Source organism: Thiorhodovibrio litoralis (assembly GCF_033954455.1).
Classification (GTDB): Bacteria; Pseudomonadota; Gammaproteobacteria; order Chromatiales; family Chromatiaceae; genus Thiorhodovibrio; species Thiorhodovibrio litoralis.
This window is the reverse complement of sequence record NZ_CP121473.1, coordinates 3505034-3526661: the sequence shown is the minus strand read 5'-3', so window position 1 is coordinate 3526661 and position 21628 is coordinate 3505034. Positions and strand designations below refer to the sequence as shown.

At 62.1% G+C, this 21628-nt stretch carries 25 protein-coding genes and 1 pseudogene; 15 read left to right on the top strand and 11 right to left on the bottom strand.

Annotation, left to right across the window (positions count from 1 at the left end; translation table 11 throughout):
• Nucleotides 1–17: 17 nt before the first annotated feature.
• The 3 genes from Thiosp_RS15805 to Thiosp_RS15795 all read right to left on the bottom strand — a co-directional run bounded on the left by Thiosp_RS15805 (nt 18) and on the right by Thiosp_RS15795 (nt 1204).
• Nucleotides 18–347: a type II toxin-antitoxin system YafQ family toxin gene (locus Thiosp_RS15805; protein ID WP_201066767.1), complete on the bottom strand. Its 330-nt coding sequence runs from the start codon at nt 345–347 to the stop codon at nt 18–20.
• Nucleotides 319–600 carry a type II toxin-antitoxin system RelB/DinJ family antitoxin gene (locus Thiosp_RS15800; RefSeq protein ID WP_242518565.1) on the bottom strand — a complete coding sequence of 94 codons (282 nt, stop codon included), beginning with the start codon at nt 598–600 and terminating at the stop codon, nt 319–321. Before Thiosp_RS15800 ends, Thiosp_RS15805 begins: the two co-directional genes overlap by 29 nt.
• Before the next feature lie 226 nt (nt 601–826).
• On the bottom strand, nt 827–1204 hold the full coding sequence (locus Thiosp_RS15795) for a hypothetical protein (RefSeq protein ID WP_323696535.1): 378 nt from the start codon (nt 1202–1204) through the stop codon (nt 827–829).
• Nucleotides 1205–1268: 64 nt separating this feature from the next.
• Here Thiosp_RS15795 and Thiosp_RS15790 point away from each other — a divergent pair, with 64 nt between their 5' ends.
• The 9 genes from Thiosp_RS15790 (at nt 1269) to Thiosp_RS15750 (ending at nt 8203) form a co-directional block, all read left to right on the top strand.
• Nucleotides 1269–1433: a hypothetical protein gene (locus Thiosp_RS15790; protein WP_323696534.1), complete on the top strand. Its 165-nt coding sequence runs from the start codon at nt 1269–1271 to the stop codon at nt 1431–1433.
• Nucleotides 1434–1511: 78 nt separating this feature from the next.
• Nucleotides 1512–1787 carry a hypothetical protein gene (locus tag Thiosp_RS15785; protein WP_201066769.1) on the top strand — a complete coding sequence of 92 codons (276 nt, stop codon included), beginning with the start codon at nt 1512–1514 and terminating at the stop codon, nt 1785–1787.
• 86 nt (nt 1788–1873) lie between these two features.
• Nucleotides 1874–2695 (top strand): hypothetical protein, encoded by an 822-nt coding sequence (locus Thiosp_RS15780; protein ID WP_201066770.1) that lies wholly within the window; start codon nt 1874–1876, stop codon nt 2693–2695.
• Between the two features lie 47 nt (nt 2696–2742).
• Nucleotides 2743–3654, top strand: coding sequence for a CHAD domain-containing protein (locus Thiosp_RS15775; protein ID WP_201066771.1), 912 nt, complete (start codon nt 2743–2745; stop codon nt 3652–3654).
• Between the two features lie 265 nt (nt 3655–3919).
• The gene (locus Thiosp_RS15770) at nt 3920–4807 is read left to right on the top strand and encodes a YihY/virulence factor BrkB family protein (RefSeq protein WP_323696533.1); all 888 of its coding nucleotides are present in this window, start codon (nt 3920–3922) and stop codon (nt 4805–4807) included.
• Nucleotides 4808–4994: 187 nt separating this feature from the next.
• Entirely contained in the window at nt 4995–5360 is a 366-nt protein-coding gene (locus Thiosp_RS15765) for a TusE/DsrC/DsvC family sulfur relay protein (RefSeq protein WP_201066774.1), read from the top strand.
• Nucleotides 5361–5518: 158 nt separating this feature from the next.
• Nucleotides 5519–7432 (top strand): transketolase, encoded by a 1914-nt coding sequence (locus Thiosp_RS15760; protein WP_201066776.1) that lies wholly within the window; start codon nt 5519–5521, stop codon nt 7430–7432.
• A 59-nt stretch (nt 7433–7491) separates the two neighbouring features.
• Nucleotides 7492–7770, top strand: coding sequence for a hypothetical protein (locus tag Thiosp_RS15755; protein ID WP_201066778.1), 279 nt, complete (start codon nt 7492–7494; stop codon nt 7768–7770).
• A 4-nt stretch (nt 7771–7774) separates the two neighbouring features.
• Nucleotides 7775–8203 (top strand): CBS domain-containing protein, encoded by a 429-nt coding sequence (locus tag Thiosp_RS15750; RefSeq protein ID WP_201066780.1) that lies wholly within the window; start codon nt 7775–7777, stop codon nt 8201–8203.
• Nucleotides 8204–8278: 75 nt separating this feature from the next.
• Here Thiosp_RS15750 and Thiosp_RS15745 read toward each other — a convergent pair whose 3' ends face one another.
• Nucleotides 8279–8422: a DUF3096 domain-containing protein gene (locus Thiosp_RS15745; RefSeq protein ID WP_201066781.1), complete on the bottom strand. Its 144-nt coding sequence runs from the start codon at nt 8420–8422 to the stop codon at nt 8279–8281.
• Between the two features lie 427 nt (nt 8423–8849).
• Complete coding sequence (locus tag Thiosp_RS15740) at nt 8850–9056, bottom strand: hypothetical protein (RefSeq protein ID WP_201066782.1); 207 nt, start codon at nt 9054–9056, stop codon at nt 8850–8852.
• A 160-nt stretch (nt 9057–9216) separates the two neighbouring features.
• Between Thiosp_RS15740 and Thiosp_RS15735 the strand changes: the two genes are divergently transcribed.
• From Thiosp_RS15735 to Thiosp_RS15720, 5 genes and pseudogenes are all read left to right on the top strand, one after another.
• Nucleotides 9217–9657 (top strand): superoxide dismutase family protein, encoded by a 441-nt coding sequence (locus tag Thiosp_RS15735; protein WP_323696532.1) that lies wholly within the window; start codon nt 9217–9219, stop codon nt 9655–9657.
• A gap of 331 nt (nt 9658–9988) precedes the next feature.
• Nucleotides 9989–10411: pseudogene (locus tag Thiosp_RS24750) on the top strand (alpha/beta fold hydrolase); the annotation flags it as partial.
• A gap of 38 nt (nt 10412–10449) precedes the next feature.
• The gene (locus tag Thiosp_RS24745; RefSeq protein ID WP_407702724.1) at nt 10450–10791 is read left to right on the top strand and encodes an alpha/beta fold hydrolase; all 342 of its coding nucleotides are present in this window, start codon (nt 10450–10452) and stop codon (nt 10789–10791) included.
• A gap of 194 nt (nt 10792–10985) precedes the next feature.
• Nucleotides 10986–11120, top strand: a complete 135-nt coding sequence (locus Thiosp_RS15725; protein ID WP_274607931.1) for a hypothetical protein — start codon at nt 10986–10988, stop codon at nt 11118–11120.
• Between the two features lie 188 nt (nt 11121–11308).
• Nucleotides 11309–13390: a hybrid sensor histidine kinase/response regulator gene (locus Thiosp_RS15720; RefSeq protein ID WP_201066788.1), complete on the top strand. Its 2082-nt coding sequence runs from the start codon at nt 11309–11311 to the stop codon at nt 13388–13390.
• A gap of 33 nt (nt 13391–13423) precedes the next feature.
• Here the strand turns inward: Thiosp_RS15720 and Thiosp_RS15715 are convergent, their stop codons facing one another.
• The 6 genes from Thiosp_RS15715 to Thiosp_RS15690 all read right to left on the bottom strand — a co-directional run bounded on the left by Thiosp_RS15715 (nt 13424) and on the right by Thiosp_RS15690 (nt 18176).
• Nucleotides 13424–14794 (bottom strand): glycoside hydrolase 100 family protein, encoded by a 1371-nt coding sequence (locus Thiosp_RS15715; protein ID WP_201066790.1) that lies wholly within the window; start codon nt 14792–14794, stop codon nt 13424–13426.
• Nucleotides 14795–15111: 317 nt separating this feature from the next.
• Nucleotides 15112–15555: a hypothetical protein gene (locus Thiosp_RS15710; RefSeq protein WP_201066792.1), complete on the bottom strand. Its 444-nt coding sequence runs from the start codon at nt 15553–15555 to the stop codon at nt 15112–15114.
• Nucleotides 15556–15634: 79 nt separating this feature from the next.
• Nucleotides 15635–17068, bottom strand: coding sequence for a sensor domain-containing diguanylate cyclase (locus Thiosp_RS15705; protein ID WP_201066794.1), 1434 nt, complete (start codon nt 17066–17068; stop codon nt 15635–15637).
• A 33-nt stretch (nt 17069–17101) separates the two neighbouring features.
• Entirely contained in the window at nt 17102–17287 is a 186-nt protein-coding gene (locus tag Thiosp_RS15700; RefSeq protein WP_201066796.1) for a CPXCG motif-containing cysteine-rich protein, read from the bottom strand.
• A gap of 142 nt (nt 17288–17429) precedes the next feature.
• Complete coding sequence (locus tag Thiosp_RS15695; protein ID WP_201066797.1) at nt 17430–17618, bottom strand: CsbD family protein; 189 nt, start codon at nt 17616–17618, stop codon at nt 17430–17432.
• Nucleotides 17619–17693: 75 nt separating this feature from the next.
• A complete protein-coding gene (locus Thiosp_RS15690) occupies nt 17694–18176 on the bottom strand; it encodes a sll1863 family stress response protein (RefSeq protein ID WP_201066799.1) in 483 nt (160 codons plus the stop codon).
• A gap of 601 nt (nt 18177–18777) precedes the next feature.
• Here Thiosp_RS15690 and Thiosp_RS15685 point away from each other — a divergent pair.
• The gene (locus tag Thiosp_RS15685) at nt 18778–21438 is read left to right on the top strand and encodes a UPF0182 family protein (protein WP_201066800.1); all 2661 of its coding nucleotides are present in this window, start codon (nt 18778–18780) and stop codon (nt 21436–21438) included.
• Nucleotides 21439–21628 lie beyond the last annotated feature (190 nt).

Below are 21628 nucleotides of genomic sequence, written 5' to 3'. Positions count from 1 at the left end.
AACATAACGACCACTGCTTACTTAAACAATTCTGCATGTGTTCCTGTGCGCACAAAAATCACTTGATCATGTTTACCAACATCATCGATTCGGTATGCCAGCAAAAAGTCTCCACCGATATGGCACTCTCGGTGCCCTGACCACTCGCCTTCTAAAGGATGATCCTTCCATTCTGGCGCTAGCGGCGCGTCGTTAGCGATAAGCAGCAACATCGCCTCCTTGAGGCGATTCATGTCGAATCGCCCGGACCTGGTAAGACGTACCCAATCCTTAAGAAAACTCCTCGAATAATCAGAGGCACGCGGGAGCCACGCGCGCTTATTTGACGCTGTTTTTCTCGAGGTCATCGAACAGGTCTTCAGCACTCTCGAAACGAGCACGATGCGCCTTGGCGATGGCATCAGCCTCGCTCATGGCCGCGCGCGTTTCTGCGTTCGGTACCTTCAGCGCAAACGGGAGCTGTTGATCAGCCACTACGCGGGTTAGAAAAACCCGAACCGCATCGGAGACCGATAATCCCATGGCCGCCAATGTTTCCGTGGCCTGCACCTTGATCTGCTCGTCAATACGCACATGAACCATCGACGTGGTAGCCATCATGACCTCCTTCCTAACAGTGTGCCTTGCTGAGATACATTGTCTCTCAGCCGATCAAATTGTTTCAAGTCATTTCTGGACGATCGTCTTTCCGTTAAACCAGAGACACAGGCAAAAACCACCAGGGTGTGGTCACTTCTTGTTGCCTACCGGTCAGCATGTAACGCGGCTAAGAGGCGGAGGGCGACGCTGTCCGTCGTCAAATATGACAACGCAATCGGTGACAATTTCAGGCGACCGAGGGCTTGAAGCGCCCGAGCAGCTTCGCATTGATGGCAACGATCACGGTGGACAGCGACATCAGCGCCGCGCCGAGCGCTGGGCTCAGCACAATGCCGGCGCCGTAGCCGACACCGGCGGCGAGCGGGATGGCGGCGGCGTTGTAGCCGCTGGCCCAGAACAGATTCTGGATCATCTTGGCGTAGGTGGCGCGGGACAGCTCGATCACATCGGCAACGCGCCTGGGGTCGGATTCGACTAGCACGACGTCAGCGGACTCGACCGCGACATCCGTGCCGGCGCCAATCGCGATCCCCAGATCGGCTTGCACCAGCGCCGGGGCATTTCCACCGGAGGTGGTGGATAGGAACCCTTGATGGGGTCGCAAAGTCTTCGCGGGCGCGACCTGCCTCGGAATGATACTCAGCCTTCCGGCCGGCGCCGCAGCCACCTTGGGCGAAACCCAACTGCAAGATCGCGACGGCAGCAAGGTCGGAGAAATCACCATGGCCGAGACTCCGAATGGGGTACTGCTTTACGCAAAGCTTGACGGCCTGCCGAGCGGCGTGCATGCCTTTCATCTTCATGGAACGGGTGTGTGTGAACCGCCGTTCTAATCCGCTCGTGGTCATCTCACCAGCGAGACACTGAATGCACACGGCTATCTTCGCGAAGCCGGACCGCACCTTGGCGATATGCCCAATATTCACGTGCCGGACAACGGCCGGTTGAATCTCGAGGTGATGACCCGCGTCTCGGATATGGGCACGCAAATCTTTGATGGCGACGGCACGCCGGGCATCCCGCGCCTCCCCCTCCATTTTACCTTTGCTGGTGCAGATGCACCGAGCCCTGGGGCAGATGAACCGATGCTGGTCGGATCGCTACGCCCACGGGAGCGACTTGAGCATCGTAAGGCTTCCGATAGAGACGTTCTTGCCCGGTTGGCCCGATTGCTGCAAACCACCTGATTGCTGCACAGCAGTGGAGCACCTGTCATCAATGGAGCGCGGCGACGGGTGCCACGGTCATCCGCGTCAGATCAACGGAGGTTGCTATGCTCAGAAGTTTGTCCGAGCCCGAGGGCTATCGTCTTGAAGCGCTTGATGGTGCGATCGGGCGGTGCAAGGATTTCCTGTTCGACGACGAGCGCTGGACGCTGCGTTACATGGTGGCCGATACCGGTGGCTGGCTGTCCGGGCGCCAGGTGCTGATCTCACCGGCACACCTCGACAGCCCGGACTGGCAACTTCAGCGTCTACCGGTGAAGCTCACCCAGAACCAGATCGAACAAAGCCCGCCGCTGGAGGACGATGCCCCGATTTCGCGCCGCTACGAGCAAGCTTACAACAGTTTCCACGCGCTGCCGGATTATTGGCTGGGCAGCGGACTGTGGGGCGATTTTCCGGTGCCCACAAGCTTGACCAGTACGCAGGATGCGCGCTTGGAGCCGGTAGTGGGTGAGAGCGCAGCCGTGGCTGACGACAGCGAATCAGACTCTGACCCTTCCAAAGAGACGGAAGATGTCCATCTGCGCTCGGTGCGGGAGGTGATCGGCTACAGCCTGCTTGCCGGTGAAGCGCAAGACGAGGGTGAGGAGCCCGAGAAGATTGGCCGTGTGGTTGACTTCATCGTCGATGACAGTAGCTGGGCGCTTTACGCCCTGGTAGTGGACAGCTCGCGGCTGCCGCTGTCGAAAAAGGTGCTAATTGCGGTCGATACCATCACGGACATCGACTGGGTCTCGCGCCAGGTGTGCGCGGACCTGCCCGCCGATTTCATCGACAAGGCGCCGCCGTTCGATCCCAATGTCCCGATCAATGCGCGTCTGGAAGTGGTGCGCTACGACACGGTTGGCCGTCCCTATGCCGCGTCTTGATCCGTCCCTCGATCCTTGCGGCCTGCACATTAGACGGGAGCGCCACCATGGCTTATGAATTTGACCTGACCCGACCGCTCGACGACGAGCTTCGCCGCATTGCCCTGGAGCGCGTCGATCATGCGCTCGGGCAGATTGACACCGCGGGGGTCAGCGACCCCGAACGGGTTCATGAAATTCGCAAGGACTGCAAGAAGCTGCGCGGTTTGTTGCGGCTGGTGCGACCGGCGGTGCCGGAACTCTACAAGCAGGAGAACGCCGCATTCCGCGATGTCGCGGCGGAACTGTCGCGGCTGCGTGACGCCGAGGCGGCGATCGAGACCTTCGACGCCTTGATTGCGCACTTTCGCGCCAACCTCGCGCCGGAATCCCTGCTGCCCATTCGCCGCGCGCTGGAATCCCATCACGAGCGACTCGCGGCAAACATCCAGCCCCTGGGTGATCAGCTCCAAGCGACAGGGGCCGTTCTAGCCGAGGCGCGCGAGCGGGTTCTGGCCTGGTCGCTTCCGGGCGTGAGCGACGAGGACGCGGGTTGGCCGCTGATCGGTCCCGGACTGGCAAAAACCTACAAACGCGGGCGCCGGGCAATGGCCAAGGCCGATGCCGAGCCAAGCGTTGAAACCTTTCACGACTGGCGCAAGCGCGCCAAATACCTGCGCTATCACATTCGGCTGCTGCGCCCGGCTTGGCCGAAGCTGCTCAAGGCGACGCATCGCGAGGTCAAGCGTCTTGGCGACTGGCTTGGCGACGCGCACGACATCGCAGTGCTCGAGCAAACACTCGCCGATGCCGAGGACTTGAGCCCAAGCGGTGACAATGAAAAGACCCTCTTGGCGTTGGCGGCACAGCGTCGCGCGCAGTTGCGCCAACAGGCGCATGCGCTTGGCGTGCGCCTATACGCGGAGAAACCCAAGCACCTTGAGCGGCGCATGCGCAGTTACTGGCAGCACGCACGCTAGGACCTGCTCGAGGAGCGCGACTGGCTCATCCAATCGGACCGGTTCTTGCTAAACGCATTGCTGCTGACTCTCGGACAGGCCGGACTCTGGTGATGACGTCTCGGCGGTACCCGAGTGATAGATCACATGCTGGAGAACCCCATCAATGCAAAGCACATCAACCACTACCACAGACCATGACCCTCAAGCCCCAGGTTTTCCCGGTGAAGAGGCCGCAACACCCGTGCAGATCCCACTGCTTGGATGGTGGCGGATCGGGCAACGGGTGACACGACGGTTCTTCGGCGAGGATTTGAGCCTGATCGCCGCAGGCGTTGGCTTCTATGGTTTGCTGGGGCTGTTTCCGGCGATCGCCGCGCTGGTGACCACTTACGACCTGATGTTCGACGCGGCGCAGATCCGCTCGCAGTTCGATGCCATGAGGGCGCTCTTCCCGCAGCAGGTGCATGACCTAATCGCGGCGCGGCTCGACAGTGCCGTGGACGGCCCTAAACAAGCCCTTGGGCTGGGACTGGCCGGGGCCGTGGCCCTCTCGGTGTGGGGCGCGACCCGCGGCACCCGGGCGCTGATCATCGCGCTCAATGCCGCCTACGACGAGGAGGAGCGCCGGGGATTTTTTCTGCTCAACCTGCAAGCCTTTGGGCTCACCTTCTTTTTGGTGCTGGTCTTCGCCGTGGCGATTGTCGCAACGGTTGCCGTGCCGGTGTTGATCAATCTGCTCAGCTTCGGCGCCGTATCCGAGGTGCTGGCCGCTTGGCTGCGCTGGCCGCTGCTGGCCGCAGTGGGGCTATTCGCGCTGGCCATGTTGTATCGCTTTGGGCCCTCGCGCCGGGCCGCGCGCTGGCGCTGGCTGCCGGTCGGTTCCCTGGTTGCCGGCGTGCTCTGGCTGAGCGCATCCGGGCTATTTTCCTTCTATGTCGCCAATTTCGGTTCCTACAGCGCGACCTACGGCTCATTGGGCGCCGTCATCGTGTTGATTCTGTGGCTGTACCTTTCGGCGCTGGCGGTGATTCTGGGCGCCTGCATCAATGCCGAAACCGAGCGTCAAACCGCGCGCGACAGCACCATCGGCCCGTCGCGCCCGCGCGGCGACCGCGGCGCCGAGGTGGCGGACAAGCTGCCCGATGACAGACGGGCGGATTGTTCGGGGTGAAGCGTCCGGGGGATTTCCACCGGCGGCGGTGGAAATCCCCCTGTGATGGCTCGGCGACGCGCCGACCGAGGCGGCGCGGAGCGCCTGTTCGCGCGCGAGATGGCGGGGGTTCGCCCCTAGCGCATCGGGATCGGCACAGCGGTTGCTTCCTCAACCCCGTTTATGAAGCAAAAAGAGGAAATGGATCATGTCAGACACGGGAAAGATCATCGACAACCCTGATACTTCAAGCCCCCGCCGCCCCGACCGGCAGATTGAACTCGAAGACTGGACCCCCGAGGAGGGTCATCGCATTGCCGAGTCACTGGGTATCGGGATGAGCGATGCGCACTGGCAGGTGATCGCGATATTGCGCGACCATTATCTCGAACATGGTATGCCAGGCAGCGGTCGTGACCTCTCCGATCACCTCGACGTCGAATTCGCCGAGCAGGGCGGGCGTCGTCATCTGCGCCGATTGTTCCCCCAAGGCCCAGTCCTCCAGGGGCTTCAGATCGCCGGCCTGCCGATTCCGCCCTACACCCAGGATGAGGGTTTTGGTGTCGCCCGCTGAGCGGATGGCCCACTCAGTCCAGTGCCCCAGTCCCACGGTCACGATGCGCTGGCGAACGGCGAGCTCGTGATTGCCGCAGACCTGCCTGAGGTAGACCTGCCTTAGGTGGAGGGTTTCAACGAGGGCGTCAATCGGCGCCATCGCAAGACGGAGGAGTTATGACAGACCCGCACGCTTCCAACGATCCCGGTCGAGATGCTGCGCCGGAGACCGCGTCCGCGCGGCCCGACGCGGTCGTCGATCCGGCGCTTTCCGCCACCGCCGCGCGCTTGCGCGCCCATGTGCTGCGCATGACGACAACGGCGGGTTCCGGCCATCCCACTTCCGCGCTCTCGGCGGCGGAATTGGTCAGCGCGCTCTTCTTCCAGCGCATGCGCTGGGACCCCAGCGACCCCGGCGGACGTGATCAGGACCGCTTTCTGCTCTCCAAGGGGCATGCGGCGCCGATTCTCTGGGCCGCCTTGCACGAAGCCGGCGCCCTCGATGAGTCCCCGGAAACCTTGCGCCAGCTCGACAGCACGCTCGAGGGGCACCCATCTCCGCGTAATCCCTGGGTGCCTGCTCTCACGGGATCCCTCGGCCAGGGACTGTCCATCATCAATGGCATGGCCCTGGCCAACCGCTTCGACGGCATCGACGCCAGGCTCTATTGCCTGCTGGGCGACGGCGAATGCAGCGAAGGTTCGGTGTGGGAAAGCGCCCAGTTCGCCGCCGCCCAGCGCCTGGGCGCCATCACCGCCCTGGTCGATGCCAACGGGCTGCAACAAAGCGGCCCCTCACCAACGGCCAATGAACCGGATCGGCTGGCCGAGCGGTTTCGCGCCTTCGGCTGGTCAGCCGAGGTCATCGACGGTCATGACCTTGATGCCATTGTGCGGACCTTGAGTCCTGTGGATGAGGAACAGCCACGGGCCTTGATCGCCCGCACCGTCAAAGGCCAGGGGGTGTCATTCCTCGCCGGTGCCGATGGTTGGCACGGCAAGGCGCTATCGGCCGAGGAATGCGAGGCCGCGCTCAACGAAATCCAGGCGCCTGCCCAGGGCATTCAGATCACGCCGCGGCGGGTGCCGGTGTCGCCACCACCTGCGCTGGCTCCGGCCGCGGTTATGCCCCCTGTGCAGCCGGCATCACCACAGCCCGAACGACGTGGCGAGCTGGCGGCGACGCGCAGCGGATTCGGCAGCGCACTAGCGCGCGCCGGTGCGCGGCGCGAAGACCTGATCGTACTGGATGGCGACGTGCGCCATTCGACCAAGACCCAGGCATTCGCCGCGCAGCATCCAGACCGGTTCATCGACGCCGGCATCGCCGAACAGAACATGATCGGCACCGCCCTGGGCTTGGCTGTTAGTGGCAAGCGGCCCTGCGTGTCGAGCTTCGCCGCCTTTCTCAGTCGCGGCTATGATTTTCTGCGCATGGCCGCGCATTCGCGCCCGCCGCATCTGCTGGTGGTCGGCAGCCATGCCGGCGTGAGTATCGGCGAGGACGGCGCCTCGCAGATGGGACTGGAGGACATCGCCATGTTCCGCGCCCTCGACGGTGCAACAGTGCTCTATCCGAGTGATGCCGTCAGCGCCGAGCGGCTCACCGAGCAAGCCCTGGAGCAACCCGGCCTGACCTACCTGCGCACCACCCGCGGCAAGACCCCGGTGCTCTATGAGTCCGAGGAGGCTTTTCCCATCGGTGGCAGCAAGACCTTGATCGCCTCCGATCAGGATCGCCTGACTCTGGTGGCCGCGGGCGTGGCTGTCTCCGAGGCCCTGGATGCGCATGTGCAACTGCTGGAGAGCGGAGTGCCCACCCGGGTGATCGACGCCTATTCGATCGAGCCCCTGGATGTGGAGACCCTGCTGCGCGCCGGGCGCGAAACCGGTGGCCTGCTGGTGGTGGAAGATCATCATCTCAATGGCGGGCTCGGTGATGCCGTGGCCGCCCGGGTCGGGCGCGAGACACGGGTGTTTCGCCTCGGTGTCACCGGCGAGCCGCACTCCGGCACCCCGGCGCAATTGCGTCAGCGCCACCGCCTGTCCGGCAAAGCCATCGAGCGCGCAGCGCTGGCGATGGCGGCCTGAGCGTGGCCGTGGCAACAGATTCGATTCAACCAGAACGCAACGGAGGACTTATGACGCCGATGAACGCCACCCAAAGCGATACAAATGCGGTGCCCTGCCCGAATCCCGACGTGCTCTTGGCGCGCGAGGATTTGAGCCGGGAAGACAAGATCACCCATCTGCATCAATGGGAGCTCGACCTGCGCGAAAAACTGGTGGCGGATGAAGAATCCATGACCAGTGACCTGGCGGCGGATGATCCCTGCCAGGCCAGCGAGCAGCTCGCCGCCGTGTTGCAGGCGCTCGAGCGCCTGGGATCTGGCGCCGAAGCCCATCCGACACCAACCAAACAGGGGTGAGGCCATGAGTGTGATTCAAACCCTGCGCTCGGACGTGACGCCGGTCGCGGCTGACGCGCCGCTGCTCGACGGGGCGCGCTGTCTCGGTCAGGGGGCCACCGCCTTGGTGCCAGTCATCGACGGCGGCCAGCTGGTCGGCATGCTGAGCGCGCGCGACATTGTCGTCAATGCCGTGGTGGCCGAGCGCGATCTCGACCGGCTGACGGTCGCTGACGTGATGAGCCGCCCGCATCGCTGCGAACCGCAGACGCCGATTGATGAGGTCGCCAAACACCTGGCCACCATCGATCAACCGGGCCTGGTGGTCCAAGACCCGGGCGACGCCAGCATTCTCGGCGTGGTGGAGATGGCGGCACTGTTGCGCCCGCCCGCCCAGCAACCCCATGGACCGGAGCCGGACTACGCCAAACGGGTGCGCGGCGCCGGGGCGTGATGTGCCGGGCCCGCGCAACTCAGCGCGTGGCATGCGCTCGCCGCCGCGCGCTGAGCCAAATGCCGCCTGCCCTGTTCAGAGCCCGGCCAGGCCCAGCAAGCCAAGGACGCCGACGGCGATCAAATAGATCGCAACAATGAAATTAAGCAGCGCGGGCCGGACCAGAATCAAGATGCCGGCGATCAGGGCGATCAGGGGTTGGATGATTGGGTGCAACATCGGTGTTTCTCCTGGTGTGAATGAAGTCTTTTCAATAAGCGCAGCAGCTGTTTGGGAAGACCGGGTTTCGAAAGTCGTCCGCTGCAACGCTCGCTTGACTAAAGCAATGCGGATGCCAGGTCCATGCCAATTCCAAAAGAGTTATTCACTTTGCCGGGTCTATCGGGTTTGGCTAGAGGTTCGCAGTCCAACGTTGCGTGCTGCTTGGACGTTATGCGGGTCTCGCCGATTGGCAAGCGTTGTTTCCACCGGCTGCGCAGGCCGGAGACGCTGCCCCCCCCCAGGGGCTTGGGTGCAAATACCCCAGTCATGGTCCAAAACACCCGGAAGAACACCAGTAAGGCGCGGGGAGGCCGCATGGGAATGGATGTAGGTCGCTGCGATGCGCGCGAAAATGCGGGTAACGATGCTTGGCATCCTGTTTGCTTTAACATTCGGCGGGCGCCCGTTCGGCGGGCGCCCGCACCTGCGCGAGCTCGGCCAGATCGGCGACACCGCCGGCCGTCGCAGCGCGGAATGCGTCTTCGCGCAGGAGAAGCTTGGAACGCACCGCAGCATCATCGGGATCGGCATCCTGTTTGCTTGGCCAGACGACATGCGCGCGAGGGCTGCACGGGCGCGACTCGCAGAGCATGTTTCTTTCAGAGATTCCTGCAAGTCCATCAACCCAGCATTAAGGAGACTCACTCATGCCTCACACACATTCCACATCTTTTCGTCGCTATGCATGGCTTGTCTTTCCCGCGACCTGCCTTGGACTGATGCTCAGCCTTCCGGCCGGCGCCGCAGCCACCTTGGGCGAAACCCAACTGCAAGATCGCGACGGCAGCAAGGTCGGAGAAATCACCATGGCCGAGACTCCGAATGGGGTACTGCTTTACGCAAAGCTTGACGGCCTGCCGAGCGGCGTGCATGCCTTTCATCTTCATGAAACGGGTGTGTGTGAGCCGCCGTTCAAATCCGCTGGTGGTCATCTCACCAGCGAGACACTGAATGCACACGGCTATCTTCGCGAAGCCGGACCGCACCTTGGCGATATGCCCAATATTCACGTGCCGGACAACGGCCGGTTGAATCTCGAGGTGATGACCCGTGTCTCGGACATGGACACGCAAATCTTTGATGACGACGGCGCGGCGGTGGTCGTTCACCAGGGCCCGGATGATTACCAGTCCCAACCCGCCGGCGCGGCCGGACCGCGCATTGCCTGCGGTGTGATCGAACAGTTGAATTGACCGCCGTGAACTGAATCAGTCTGCAGTGCTGACGTCCGAGGTCGCCCGCCCGGCTGGCTTCGCAATCATCAATCAGATCGCGACCAAGAGCACAACGCCGAGAAGATGGATGGTTTTCAGAAGGTGATATAGCATGCGAGTCTCGAGATGGCTATGGAGGCGGCGATCACTGCGGCCGCGGCCGCGGCCGCGAGCGCAACAGGCTCATTAGGTCGCCCCTAGGACGCGTCGGCCAGCCAGATCCGCGCGACCTCCAACTCCGCGTGTTTGAAGTGCTTGATGTTGGTCTTCATCAGCGGATTTAACATGACAGGATCTTTACTGATTGAGCATGGCCATCTCTCGGACCGCACGCGGTATGTCTTCGTCGCACGTTATCGCGCGGACAGACCGGCCCGCCTGGGTCTCTGACCGGCTGTATCCTTTTGCGTCTCGCTGGTTCGAGACCCCGCGCGGGTGGATTCACTACATCGATGAAGGGCAGGGCACGCCTCTGGTCTTCGTGCATGGCAACCCGTCTTGGTCGTTCGAGTATCGCGGGCCGATCCTCGCATTGCGCGACCGCTACCGCTGCATCGCCTTGGACCACCTCGGCTTTGGGCTTTCGCAGCGCGGCGCCGACCCGGGCGGCGACCATCCTCGCGTGCATGCGCGGAACTTCGCCGCGTTGCTGGATCATTTGGCGCTCGATGGCATGGTGCTTATCTTTTCGGATTGGGGCGGACCCATCGCGCTCAGCGCGGCGCGCCTGATGCCGGATCGCGTCTGCGGTTTTGTCGTGCTAAACAGCTGGTGCTGGCCAGTGCCGCATTGCCAGGTCAAATCACTGGGGTCCGCGACTGGTTGGCCGAGATCTGGAATCAGCGCGGCGCTTTCGCGACAAAGCCCGCCCTGCTGTTGTGGGGACGCAAAGACCTTGCCTTTCGCCGCGATCAGCTGCGGGTTTGGCAGGCGGCGTTCGCCAAGAGCACCACCCGGGAATTGCACGGCTGCGGGCATTTTGTCGCCGAGGTGGCAGTCGACGCACGACTTACCGAGTGCGGTCAGACCGCGGTCGATGACGATCGACTGAAGCTGATTGATGTCGCCAAGAGAATAGGATGCGCTTTGCTCGCCGGGCGAGGCAGAGCCTGATGAAGGTGCTCGGGTCTCCGCAGGGCTGCTTGGCTCCGCCGGTTCTCCCGGCTCACTGTTGTCTTGGCCAAAGGCCGCGCCGATCGAGGCCAATGCCAGTAGCATGAGCAGTGTCGGGAGACGGGAAAGGTTGACGGATGGCTTCATTGGGTGGCTCCTGAATCGTTGGATCGCGCCAGGTTTCCGGTCAGGTCATGGTGTCCGACATGTTCGTGGCAGCTGACGCACTTGCGATCGATCTCGCCAAAAAAATGCGGGCGATGGGCAACGAATGCCGGCTGGTTGCCCCGGACGTCTTCGAGTTCCCCATGGCAGCGAAGGCAGCCTGAGTCGAAGACATAACGCTCGCCGATACTCAGCCAAGAATCCTGTGAGGCGTGCCGCGCTGCACCGCACCGTCGAGGTTGCGTCGGTCTGGGCGAAAGAAGATAATTCCCGGCCATCGAGTGCCAAGGGAATCATCCCGTCGAGCGGAATCTAACGGCGCGGCATGATCGGTGCAATTCGCGCCTGGAGGATGCGATTCGTCAATAAGGAAATGACCAAACACGCCAAGCCCAAGACCCTGGCCGCCGACAGCCGCGCGCTGAACCGCCTCAACCAAGCGCTGCAGGACAAAGTCCGTGACCTCGAGTCCGTCAACAACGACCTGAACAACCTGCTGTTCAGCAGCGATGTCGCCACCCTGTTGCTCGACCCCGAGCTGCGCCTGCGCCGCTTCACGCCCGCCAGCGCGGCGCTTTTCGAGCTTGGCCCAACGGCCATGGGGCAACCCATCACCGCACTCCAAACGCACTTCGACAGCGCCGGACTGCTCGCCGACGCCCACGCCGTGCTGGCCGGCCGTTCTCCCGCCGCGCGCGAGATCGCTGCCGACAACGGACATTGGTTCTCCCTGCACCTGCGCCCCTACCGCACCGCCACCGAGGCCATCGCCGGCGTGGTGGCCAGCTTCACCGACTGCACCGCCTCGCGCCTGGCCGAGCAGCGCTACCGCGAAACCCTCGGCCGCCTCAAGCGCCACATGGACAACAGCCCCGTGGCCTCCATGGAATGGAACCACAAAGGCCGACTGCTCGGCTGGTCCCCAGCCGCCGAGCGCATCTTTGGTTGGAGTGAACAGCACGTGCTGGGGCAGACCTTCGAGGAGCTCGGCCTGATTCACCACGCCGACCGGGATCACATGCACCGCGTCAGCGAGGCGCTCTTTCGTGGCGAGTTCGAGCACAACCGCGTGCCGGTGCGCAACCTCCGCGCCGACGGGCAGATGATCTGGTGCGAGTGGTACAACTCCGCCCTTATGAGCGCCCAAGATCAAGACAGCGATCGCCAACTGGTCTCCGTGCTCTCGCTAGTGGTGGACGTGACCGAGCGCCAAGTGCTGGAAGACAACCTGCGTGCGACCACCGCCCGCCTGGCCGAAGCCGATCAGCGCAAGAACGCCTTTCTCGCCCTGCTCGGCCATGAATTGCGCAACCCGCTCGCGCCGGTGCGCAGCACCCTGGACGCTCTGGCCCTGACCCCCCAACCCGACGACCTGTCCAGCTACCTGCAAGGCATCGCCCGTATCGACCGCCAGACGCGCCATCTCGAGCGCCTGGTGCAAGATCTGCTTGATGCCGCGCGCATCAGCCGCGGCGCTATTGTCTTGCGTCCGCAGCGCGAAGACCTCGGCGCCCTGACGCGCGAAGCCATTGAAGCCCTGACCCCGGCCCTGACCGAGCGCGCCCATCGCCTGGAGATCGAGCTGCCTGAGCAACCGCTCTGGGTTCAGGGCGACGCCACCCGTCTGGTGCAAGTCATCACCAACCTGCTCGACAACGCCATCAAATACACCGAGCCTGGCGGCCGGATTCGTCTTGAGGTGACCCAGGAGGCCGGCAAGGCCTGTCTCAGCCTCAGTGACAGCGGCCAGGGCATCGCCGCCGAGGACCAACCCTGGCTATTCGATGCCTTCAGCCGTGTTGCCGAAGACCGTGTCGGCCGCGAAAGCGGTCTCGGTATTGGTCTCGGGCTGGTGCGGCAACTGGTGGAACTGCACCAGGGCCGCGTCGAAGCGCACAGCGCCGGGGTAGGGCAGGGCGCCACCTTCCGCGTCTGGCTGCCGCTCGCCGATGGGCCTGCGGACTCAGGAGCTGCGTCCGGCCCCGACGATAACGGCTGTCAGACCCACACCGCTAACTGCTCTCCGAGCCAGCCTCAGGCGCGTGCGCCCGCATCCGAGACCCGGACGACGCCGTCCCGTCGCGTACTGCTGGTCGATGACGAGCCGGAGATCCTTGACGCCACCGCCAGCTTGCTGCGGGCGCTCGGCCATCAGGTCCTCACCGCCGCCACCGCTGCCCAAGCCCTGGCGTGCATTGGCGAGCATGAACCCGAGATCGTCTTTCTCGATGTCGGCCTGCCCGACATGGACGGACTCGACCTGGCCCGGCAGCTTGCCGACTCGCCGCGGCGCGCCCAGCTCCAGCTGGTGGCCCTGTCCGGCTACAGCCTGGTCGAGCAACCCGAGGCCGCCCGACTGTTTGATGACCAGCTGATCAAGCCCGCCGGGCGTCAGGATTTCGAACGGGTGTTGGCGCGCGAGCCGCAGGTCTGACGCGCCATCCTTGAAGCCACACGGGCGCCTTGATCACGCCATCGATCGACTGAAGGGCAGTTGCCTGGCGCGGTCAGGGTCTTCCAATAACTGACAAGCCACAAGATAGCCCGCCGCGCTCCAGGTTTGCTGCCGGCGGGCCTGCTGGCCCACTAGGCGCCCGCGACGGCCGTCATAATACTCCGGCCAGTCGTCGCGGCTCAGGCGACGCTCGGCGGCTTCGAGCGCACGTTCAGCCAGGTCTCGCGCACCGGATTGCAGGCTGACCAGGGTCAGCAGCCACAGCAGCACCGGCCAATGGCCGCCGTTGTGATAAGACCAGGGGCGGTTTTTGCGGTCGCAGCCGGTCAGAACGCGCCAGTCGTGATCGGCCAGAGCCGGGAAGCACAGCTTGAGCGGTACCTCTCCGATCAGATCATCGGCGCGCTCGGTCAATAACTGCAGGATGGCGTCGATCTGATCCGGGCTGGCCAATCCGCCGGCGCAGGCGAGCAGATTGCCTTGCCCAAACCAGCGATAGTCCAGGCGCCCAGGCCCGAGATTGCCGGCCAGATAACCGCCGCGCACCGGCAGCCAGTCCATCAGCCACTCCGGAATGGTATCGGGGTAGATGTTGAATTTATTGATCGAGCTTGTTCCGTATTCCTCGACTCCGTAGCGGTAGATTTCATTCAGCTGCGGCAGATCGAGCCAGTAGTAGGTGCGCACATGATGGGCAAGGTTGGACAGGCGCTGATCGAGCACTGTTCGATAGGATTCGTTGGCCGGGTCGTTCGCCTCAAGCAGCTCGCTCGCGGCGCGCAGGGCGGCGAAAAACTGCGCCTGGATGTCGAGCGGATAGCCGTAAACGCCCATGCGCCGATCGATCATGAAGGATCCGTCGGGCACCAGCATGGTCGGAAACATGTCAAAGCGGCTGATCAGGCATAGGTCCAGGATCAGACGGATTGCTTGTTGCACTTTTTGTTGGCTGACGAAAGCACGGTCGTCAGTCGTGCGCACATAGGCTTGCAGAATCAACAGCCACCAGAAGCCGGAATCCACCGGGGCCACCTGGGCGATCGAGGACTCGCCAAAATCCGCGAGCAACTGCTCGCCGGATCCATCGCAGGTCACCTTGAAGCTTGCCGGCATCAGCCCCTCGCCGGGTTTGAAGCAGTCGAGCTGGCGCTGCTGGCTTTGCAGGCACAAGGTCACTTCCAGAAACCGGCGCACGATCTCCGGGCGGCCATCGAGCAGAAACGCGAAAGCCGAGATGGCGAAGTCACGGGTGAACACCTGATCGTAATTCAAGGCGGCCGTCTCCGCATCCTGGGCCGCCACGGTCCCCACGGCTTGGCTCTGGAAGGTCACCACCGAGGATTCAAGCAGTTGCCAGGCCTGTCGGACGCTCTTTGCTTGCATGGCGCGGTCTCCTGGGTGGTGGCTTGGGTCTTGAGTGACCGCGAATCACACGCTGGCGCGTGCCGGCGGGGCCATGAACTCCGGACCAACTGGGTCTTGAATGCGAGTTGCGAGTATCCGCTCGATCTCGGCCAGATCGGCCTCGCTGAGCGTCCAGCCAAAGACCTCGTCGACGGCGGACAGCTGCCCGGGATGCCGCGCGCCTCACGCAACTAACCTGGCAACCGCCGGGTCGCGCCTTGACGCCATGCATTGGTTGGCGCGTGGGCCGGGTCGGGCCGGGCCACCGCCATTCGGCGGCGATCACAGTCGCGGGATTATTCGCCGCGACGCCAGGCGTTGAAAACCAGGGTGCGTGAGCCCTGCTCCGGAATGGAGACGGGACGCTCGAAGGTGCGCTCATCGGCGCTGGCGATCACCCGATACTCGCCGGCGGGCAATTTTGCCAGGAACCAGGGCCCTGGCGAAGGCGCCGAAAGCACCGGGTCACCGCCCGGATCGGTGATGGTCACCGCCACATCGCCCAGGTAATGCCCATTGACGCGGGCAAACTCCAGCTTGAGGTTGTACTCCTGACCGAAATGTTTGCTCAGCTGCTCTCGCTCATGGGTGCCAATGCCACCGCTCACCCAGGCATGCCCCTGGTATTGCCCCTGGGTGAAATAGTTTGGGTCGAACTGGGGCAATGAGCTGGCCGGAGCCAAGTGGGACAAGCTGATTAGGGTTGCGATGGTGAGGATTTTCGGTGTGAGTCTTGTCATGGTGATCTCCTGGGAAGTGTTTCGATAGAGCAGGGAACGCGGTGCGAATGGCAGATAGAGACCATTCGTGTGGTTACCCTTAGGCGAACCGAAAGCAGTTTCGACCGCTTGCCTTTGCCTGATAGAGCCTGTCATCCGCGCGCTTGATGGCTGATTCGAAGGTGTCTTGCGGTTCGAGGGCGGCGATACCCTGGCTGACGCTGATGGTTAAGCGATCCAGAAAACGCCGCTGCGCCAGGCATGCCTGGAGGCGCGCCGCGAGGGTTTTGGCCGTCTCTAGATCGGCGTCGACCACGAAGGCAAGAAACTCTTCTCCACCCCATCGGCAGATCAGGTCGGACGAGCGGAAGTTGGACGTCAGTTCATCCGCGAGCTGCCTCAGGGTACTGTCGCCGGCATCATGGCCAAGGGTGTCATTGATGGTCTTGAAGTGGTCCACATCGATCATGATGAAGGAGGCATGGCGATCTTTGCAGACAGCCTCTTTTAGCTTGGCCTTGACGACGGCCGTGAAGCTGCGTCGATTCATTAGGCCGGTCAGCGGGTCAGTCATGGCCAAGCGTTCCATGTTTTGCGCGCTCTCGCGGTTGCGGTGGTAGGCCAACGCGAGAAACAGGGAAATCGTGGCGACCAAGATGTTGCCGATGAGATAGGCGAGGATCTTTGTCCGCCATGCGGCCAGAACATCATCCAAGGCGTAGCCAACGGCGACCACGAATGGAAGGTTGCGCGTTCGCTGAATGCTCCATAAGCGCTCAATCTTGTCGACCGGTGAAACCCGCCTGAACAACACGGAGTCGCCGCCGCTGTGCAAAAACCTGGCCAGCCTGTCATCCTCGACGCGCTCACCGATCTTATTGGACTGCGGTTTTCGCGCTAATAAGATCCGATTTGCATCCATGATGCTGATGGTGATGGCGGGATTGCTTAGGTTATTCAGCCAGCGCTGAAAAAAGGAGAGATTCAGCGCGGCCAAGGCAAAGCCAGCGACTTCATTGTCATCGACCACAAGAGGGTAGGTCGACGAGACATTCATCTCCCCGGTGCTGGAGATGAAAAATTCGCTGAGCTTCAGCTGTTTGATCGGGGTTTCCATCACCGCGCCGCAATAGGCACGCTGAAGCTCCGCGCTGCTGTCGCCAATAATGTCTTGAATTGATCCATACTGGATTACACAGTCAGTGTCAAATAGCCCAAGAAAAATGATATCCTCATGATGCGAGGCCATCTGAATCAGTCTGTCATTGATGCGCGCATTCTCATCGGCGGTGCGTGCGGCGGAGAGAATGTTGTGCCCATCGAACCCGTAGAGTGCGATTTTTAAAACCGCTTCGATCCCGGAGAAGGATTCGGAGATCCACTCGGAAACCAGGTAGCCCGACATCTCGGCCTCGGTAAAGGCCACGTCAAAGGCGGTGCGGTAGGAGCGAGCCAACTCAAAGAGACTGACGGACACCACCGTTGCGATGAAACAAGCGACGGCCAGCCATATCCGGATTTGCTGTGTGTTCATGTCGTTGAAATGCAAGCCCCTGAACGCAATCGCTCAGTCATCATCGCGCTGGGGATTTAATTCGACCAGCTCGCCCCAAGCACTCATCTCGGCATGAAATTCTATCGGGCGGCAACAGACCGGGCAATCCTCGATGTAGCGATGACTGTCCAGGCCATCGACCTCGGTGGCAATGGTTTCGCCGCAATACGGACATTGGACGAGGGTTTGTTCAAGCATGATCAATGCACCGGCGGATCGGTCTCCGGAATCTGCTCGACCGGCGTGATTGGTTCTTTGGGGCGCTTGGGGCCGGCTTTGCGGCCAACCCCAAGCGCGGTTGGAGAGTTTCCCGAGCCATCCCTGGCGCAAGCGACGCCGATCAGCTCATGTCGTCGACTTGCTTCGTGGCTTCTTCCTTGGTGATGCCGTAGGCCTCTTGCAGGCTGCCGACGAGCTTGTCGCGCTCACCAGCGATCCGGGCGAGGTCATCGTCTGTGAGCTTGGCCCAGCGCACCTTCAGCTCGCCCTTGGCTTGGTCCCAATTTCCGCGGATCTGTTCCCAGTTCATCGTTTTCTCCCGACCAGTTACGACCGGTCTTTTGGTATGCACATGTATGTGACTTCGAATGTGTATGGCGAAGGGTTATTGCTCGGAATCGAACGCATCAACGGTGTCGTCCCAAGCATTGGCCAGCGCCTGGTAGGCCTTTGAGAAGCCTTCCTTGATCTCGTCCCAGGCGCTGTCGGAACTGGTTTTCATGCTGCCGTACCATTCGGCGACCTGGGTGCGCTGCTGGCGCAGGGCCTTCATGCTGGCCTGGGTCTTTTCACGGGCGGCCTCGCTCATGCTGTCCCAATTGTCGTCAAGGCGAGTCTGCATGGCATCGATGCGCTCGTCGGCCGCATCGAGCGCATCCTTGCTGGCCGCGACGGCCTCGTCGCGCTGATCGGCGCCGTACGCCTTGAGCTGTGTGAGTAATTCTTGGGTGTGCTGCTTGATCTCCTCGGCCGATGGGGTCTGGGTGTCAGACGTCGTTGCCTCATCGGTGGTTGCGGCCTGGCCCATCGCGGGCAGCGTGAAGAGCGCGAGGAAAAGTGTAGCGTTCATGCGGGGAGTCAGTTTCATAGGGCGTTCCTCTTGGTTGTGTTGAAGTGATCAGCAATGGTGATGTTTCGCTAACATGGGCATTGGCCCTTTAAGATGGTCGCTATGCCTTGATGCGCTTCATCTCGAACAGGGTTATGCAAACCCAATGCCAATCGCTCAGAGTTCAATCATAGCCCTGCGCGCAGAGCGGGGACCGACTGATCGCTGACGGTCGCACGGAGACGATTCGCGAGCTGGAGGAGCGGCGTGCCGGTGACGACCGCAGCCACGCCGAGGCGGTCGACCAGCAACGCCGCATTGCCGGCGCCGAGCGCAAGGGCGCGGAGCAAGAGGGGGCGGAAACACCATAGGATGGTTTCCAAGCTCTTCAGGCCGCCGCAAGGCTCCGCTGATTGCGGGTTATATGCACCATTGGCGGTGTATTTGAGCCGCTTGCACCCGGTCGATGAGGCAGGCGGACGATCACCTCGCCCTTGGCAAGCCTTGGCGAAATGGCCCGCGCGCGCCGGAAGCGTCGGATGGGAGGGGTTCTGGCATCGGCTTTGCTCTGAAATGCCTAAGCCGCTGGTCGGGCGCGGAGTTCCGCGAGCGGACTGCAATAGCTGTCTGAGGTATCAATATGCGTTTGTTGAAATCCTTTTTTGTGATTGGCCTTTCGCTCGGCGTCATCATCGTGCTGGCGCTACTGGGGCTGGCGGCCAGGGACTTCCTGGTCGACCTCTGGTGGTTCGAGTCGCTCGGGTATGAAGGCTATTTCTGGCAGCGCCAGCTGTATCGCTATCTGGTTTTCACGGTCGCGGCGGGATTCTTTTTCATCCTGTTTTTCGCCAATTTCTGGATTGGCGGCAAGTATCTCGGGGCGCCGGGCCGTGGGGACGGCGCCGCCGCCGAGGCCAAGGATGGGCGCTCATTGCGCCAGGTTCAACAGCGCTTTCATGCGCGCTCGCTGGCACTCTATCTGCCGTTGGCGCTGATGCTGGCGGTGGTGGTTGCGCTGCCGCTGCTTCTAAATTGGGAAGATGCTTTGTTGTTCCTGTCCGCGCCCGAGGCCGGCATCAGCGATCCGGTTCTGGGCCACGACATCAGTTTCTACCTGTTCGCGCTGCCTCTCTACCGGCTGCTCTACGGCGAGCTTTTGGTGGCGTTCATCCTGGTGTTGCTGGGTCTTGGTTTGCTCTACTGGCGCGAGCATCGGGCGATGCCACGGGGGCGAGGGCACTGGCGGCGCGGCGCGCGCTTGCACCTGAGCCTGATCCTGGCGCTGCTGATTCTGATGGGGGCCCTCTATTGCCTCGGCGATGCCTACATGCTCCTCTACACGGACAACCATCTGCCGCTGTTTCACGGACCGGGCTACGAGGAAATAACGGTCACCCTGCCGCTGATCGCGACATCGGCAGTGCTGGTGCTCGCGACCGGCGCCGTTTTGCTGTACCTGCTCAACACCGGCAAAGGCGCGCGTGTACTTGCGGGCATGGCGGTTTTGTTGCTCGCGGTCATCGGGTTGCGCCATACGCCTTTCCTGACCGATTCGGTGGGGCGTTATCTGGTGGAGCCCGCCGAGATGACGCGTGAAGCGCCCTATATCGAAAACAACATTCAGGCCACATTGGCTGGCTATCGCCTGCAAGATGTCGAGACGCGCGATTACCCCATTAATGAGAAGGGATGGGAGAAAATCACTCCAGACATCAAGCTAAGCCTGCAAAGCATTCCCATCTGGGACGAGGAAAAGCTCCTGTCCGTCTACCGGGAGTTGCAGGAAATTCGTCCTTATTACGCATTTGGCAAGGTGAATGTGGGTCGCTATGAGATCGAGGACGTCTATCAACAGGTCTTCCTTGCCGGGCGCCAGATCCACCTCGACAAACTTGAGGAGGGACGCAGGACTTGGGTCAACCGCTGGCTTCGCTATACCCATGGCTATGGTCTGGTGATGACTCCGGCCGCGCAGGCGGCCGATAACCCGATTGAGTGGTTAATCCAGGGCATTCCCCCAAGCTCCACCGCAGGTCTGCCCATCGATGAGGCCGCGATCTATTACGGCACTGGCGATCCGCATCCGGTCATCGCGCCAAATGCGAGTCATGAACTCGACTACGCCTCGCGCGATGAGGTCGAGCTGACCGACTACGCCGGAACCGGCGGGGTGCCGATCAGCAGCCTCTTCCGTAAGTTGGTTTTCGCGCTCTACTTCGGGGAACGCAATATCTTCTATACCACCCAGATGACCGACGACAGCCGGTTGCTGTTTCGGCGCGACATCCGCGAGCGCATCAAGACGCTGACGCCGGACCTGATGCTGGGCCCGTCCCCCTATCTCGTGCTCGCCAACGGTCGCCTGTACTGGATACAGGATGCCATGACGACTTCGAAGTGGTATCCCTACTCGAAGCCGTATGCGGGCCATGTCGAGCACTTCGAGCGGCCCTTCAATTATATTCGTGACTCCATCAAGGTTGTGGTGGACGCCTACAACGGCAGTGTCGACTACTATCTGGCCGACCGGAAAGACCCGATTGCCGCCGCGCACGCGCGGATCTACCCCGGACTGTTCAAGCCGTTCGAGGAGATGCCGCAAGCGCTCAAGGAGCATGTGCGCTATCCCAAGAGCCTGTTCGATGTGCAAATGGACATCTACACGCGCTATCACCAGACCGACCCGGAGACCTTCTACAACCAGGAGGACGCCTGGGATTTGCCGCCCAATCAGTCGCGCGAGAGCATCGAACGCATGCGCTCCTATTATCTGACGCTCAATCTGATCGATTCCGATCACTTTGAGTACAGTCTGTTCGCGCCCATGACCCCGCAGGGGCAACCGAGCATGCGCGCACTCGCGGTCGCGGGAAACGATGGTGAAAGCTACGGGCGGATCATCGTCTACAACTTTCCGAAAGGCACCCTGGTCTATGGGCCCGAGCAGGTGAATGCCTTCATCAAGCAGGACCCGCACCTTTCTCAGGAGCTGACGCTGTGGAATCAGCAAGGCTTGAAGGCGACCCGCGGCCGTCTGATCGCGGTGCCGGTCGAGGGTGTTCTGACCTACATCCAAGGAATCTTTCTGCAGACGACCTCGGAGTCACCATTGCCGCAGCTGGCGGGAATCATTGCCAGTCAGGGTCCCCTGGTGGTCATGGCCTCCTCGATTGAGGAGGGGCTCCAGTCGTTGCACCAGTTGATCCTGGAAACCCACCAGAAAGACCCCGTGCAAAAGGCGCCTTCGCGCGAGAAGACGCCGGAGGTCACGGATCGCACAGGCAACGACGAGGCATCCTGATGCGGCAAGCCTTCGCCGCCAAGCCATCTCTGTGAAGCCTGAATCCGACCAAGACGAGCCGACGACCCGGAGAGATTGATGCAATCAAAGATGTCCCTAAGAATCTATTTTCGATCAGCTGCTGCTCAATGCCGCCAGGCTCAACAGCGAGGATTGTGAACCGGTGCTGGCCTCAATAGCCCTTATTCCG

Coding starts and splice junctions, on each gene's coding strand:
- Thiosp_RS15805 (WP_201066767.1), bottom strand. CDS start 347: ATGACCTCGAGAAAAACAGCGTCAAATAAGCGCGCGTGGCTCCCGCGT.
- Thiosp_RS15800 (WP_242518565.1), bottom strand. CDS start 600: ATGATGGCTACCACGTCGATGGTTCATGTGCGTATTGACGAGCAGATC.
- Thiosp_RS15785 (WP_201066769.1), top strand. CDS start 1,512: ATGCCCAATATTCACGTGCCGGACAACGGCCGGTTGAATCTCGAGGTG.
- Thiosp_RS15780 (WP_201066770.1), top strand. CDS start 1,874: ATGCTCAGAAGTTTGTCCGAGCCCGAGGGCTATCGTCTTGAAGCGCTT.
- Thiosp_RS15775 (WP_201066771.1), top strand. CDS start 2,743: ATGGCTTATGAATTTGACCTGACCCGACCGCTCGACGACGAGCTTCGC.
- Thiosp_RS15765 (WP_201066774.1), top strand. CDS start 4,995: ATGTCAGACACGGGAAAGATCATCGACAACCCTGATACTTCAAGCCCC.
- Thiosp_RS15760 (WP_201066776.1), top strand. CDS start 5,519: ATGACAGACCCGCACGCTTCCAACGATCCCGGTCGAGATGCTGCGCCG.
- Thiosp_RS15755 (WP_201066778.1), top strand. CDS start 7,492: ATGAACGCCACCCAAAGCGATACAAATGCGGTGCCCTGCCCGAATCCC.
- Thiosp_RS15750 (WP_201066780.1), top strand. CDS start 7,775: ATGAGTGTGATTCAAACCCTGCGCTCGGACGTGACGCCGGTCGCGGCT.
- Thiosp_RS15745 (WP_201066781.1), bottom strand. CDS start 8,422: ATGTTGCACCCAATCATCCAACCCCTGATCGCCCTGATCGCCGGCATC.
- Thiosp_RS15740 (WP_201066782.1), bottom strand. CDS start 9,056: ATGCTCTGCGAGTCGCGCCCGTGCAGCCCTCGCGCGCATGTCGTCTGG.
- Thiosp_RS15725 (WP_274607931.1), top strand. CDS start 10,986: ATGGTGTCCGACATGTTCGTGGCAGCTGACGCACTTGCGATCGATCTC.
- Thiosp_RS15720 (WP_201066788.1), top strand. CDS start 11,309: ATGCGATTCGTCAATAAGGAAATGACCAAACACGCCAAGCCCAAGACC.
- Thiosp_RS15715 (WP_201066790.1), bottom strand. CDS start 14,794: ATGCAAGCAAAGAGCGTCCGACAGGCCTGGCAACTGCTTGAATCCTCG.
- Thiosp_RS15710 (WP_201066792.1), bottom strand. CDS start 15,555: ATGACAAGACTCACACCGAAAATCCTCACCATCGCAACCCTAATCAGC.
- Thiosp_RS15705 (WP_201066794.1), bottom strand. CDS start 17,068: ATGAACACACAGCAAATCCGGATATGGCTGGCCGTCGCTTGTTTCATC.
- Thiosp_RS15700 (WP_201066796.1), bottom strand. CDS start 17,287: ATGCTTGAACAAACCCTCGTCCAATGTCCGTATTGCGGCGAAACCATT.
- Thiosp_RS15695 (WP_201066797.1), bottom strand. CDS start 17,618: ATGAACTGGGAACAGATCCGCGGAAATTGGGACCAAGCCAAGGGCGAG.
- Thiosp_RS15690 (WP_201066799.1), bottom strand. CDS start 18,176: ATGAAACTGACTCCCCGCATGAACGCTACACTTTTCCTCGCGCTCTTC.
- Thiosp_RS15685 (WP_201066800.1), top strand. CDS start 18,778: ATGCGTTTGTTGAAATCCTTTTTTGTGATTGGCCTTTCGCTCGGCGTC.